This is a genomic window from Streptomyces sp. NPDC018031, from assembly GCF_044327625.1.
In the GTDB taxonomy this organism is placed as follows: domain Bacteria; phylum Actinomycetota; class Actinomycetes; order Streptomycetales; family Streptomycetaceae; genus Streptomyces.
Genome location: NZ_JBIRFT010000051.1, coordinates 2,796 through 4,509 on the forward strand (window position 1 = coordinate 2,796; position 1,714 = coordinate 4,509).

Genomic DNA, 1,714 nt, shown 5'->3' on the forward strand with positions numbered 1-1,714 from the left:
TCCTCGTGACTGCGTGCCTTTTGAAGAATGAGCCTGCGAGTTTGCGGTGTGTTGCGAGGTTAACCCGTGTGGGGAAGCCGTAGCGAAAGCGAGTCCGAATAGGGCGGTTGAGTAGCACGCTCAAGACCCGAAGCGGAGTGATCTAGCCATGGGCAGGTTGAAGCGGAGGTAAGACTTCGTGGAGGACCGAACCCACCAGGGTTGAAAACCTGGGGGATGACCTGTGGTTAGGGGTGAAAGGCCAATCAAACTCCGTGATAGCTGGTTCTCCCCGAAATGCATTTAGGTGCAGCGTCGTGTGTTTCTTGCCGGAGGTAGAGCACTGGATAGGCGATGGGCCCTACCGGGTTACTGACCTTAGCCAAACTCCGAATGCCGGTAAGTGAGAGCGCGGCAGTGAGACTGTGGGGGATAAGCTCCATGGTCGAGAGGGAAACAGCCCAGAGCATCGACTAAGGCCCCTAAGCGTACGCTAAGTGGGAAAGGATGTGGAGTCGCAGAGACAACCAGGAGGTTGGCTTAGAAGCAGCCACCCTTGAAAGAGTGCGTAATAGCTCACTGGTCAAGTGATTCCGCGCCGACAATGTAGCGGGGCTCAAGCGTACCGCCGAAGTCGTGTCATTGCAGCATGAGGGCCAACGCCCGCTGTGATGGGTAGGGGAGCGTCGTGTGCCGGGTGAAGCAGCACCGGAAGGTAGTTGTGGACGGTTCACGAGTGAGAATGCAGGCATGAGTAGCGATTCACACGTGAGAAACGTGTGCGCCGATTGACTAAGGGTTCCTGGGTCAAGCTGATCTGCCCAGGGTAAGTCGGGACCTAAGGCGAGGCCGACAGGCGTAGTCGATGGACAACCGGTTGATATTCCGGTACCCGCTTTGAAGCGCCAAACATTGAATCCTCTGATGCTAAGGCCGTGAAGCCGCCCTTGATCTCTTCGGAGTGATGGGGAGTGGTGGAGCCGCTGACCCAAGGTGGTAGTAGGTGAGTGATGGGGTGACGCAGGAAGGTAGTCCAGCCCGGGCGGTGGTTGTCCCGGGGTAAGGGTGTAGGCCGTGTGATAGGCAAATCCGTCACACATTGAGGCTGAGACCTGATGCCGAGCCGATTGTGGTGAAGTGGATGATCCTATGCTGTCGAGAAAAGCCTCTAGCGAGTTTCATGGCGGCCCGTACCCTAAACCGACTCAGGTGGTCAGGTAGAGAATACCGAGGCGTTCGGGTGAACTATGGTTAAGGAACTCGGCAAAATGCCCCCGTAACTTCGGGAGAAGGGGGGCCATTTCTGGTGATCCGATTTACTCGGTGAGCTGGGGGTGGCCGCAGAGACCAGCGAGAAGCGACTGTTTACTAAAAACACAGGTCCGTGCGAAGCCGTAAGGCGATGTATACGGACTGACGCCTGCCCGGTGCTGGAACGTTAAGGGGACCGGTTAGTCACTCTTCGGGGTGGCGAAGCTGAGAACTTAAGCGCCAGTAAACGGCGGTGGTAACTATAACCATCCTAAGGTAGCGAAATTCCTTGTCGGGTAAGTTCCGACCTGCACGAATGGCGTAACGACTTCTCGACTGTCTCAACCATAGGCCCGGTGAAATTGCATTACGAGTAAAGATGCTCGTTTCGCGCAGCAGGACGGAAAGACCCCGGGACCTTTACTATAGCTTGATATTGGTGTTCGGTTCGGCTTGTGTAGGATAGGTGGGAGACTGTGAAGCA

At 56.0% G+C, this 1,714-nt stretch carries 1 rRNA gene (running past one end of the window); it reads left to right on the forward strand.

Annotated features, from left to right (window positions below):
• A 23S ribosomal RNA gene (locus tag ACH4B3_RS34140) occupies positions 1-1,714 on the forward strand; its annotated part reaches 727 nt to the left of the window's first position; the annotation flags it as partial.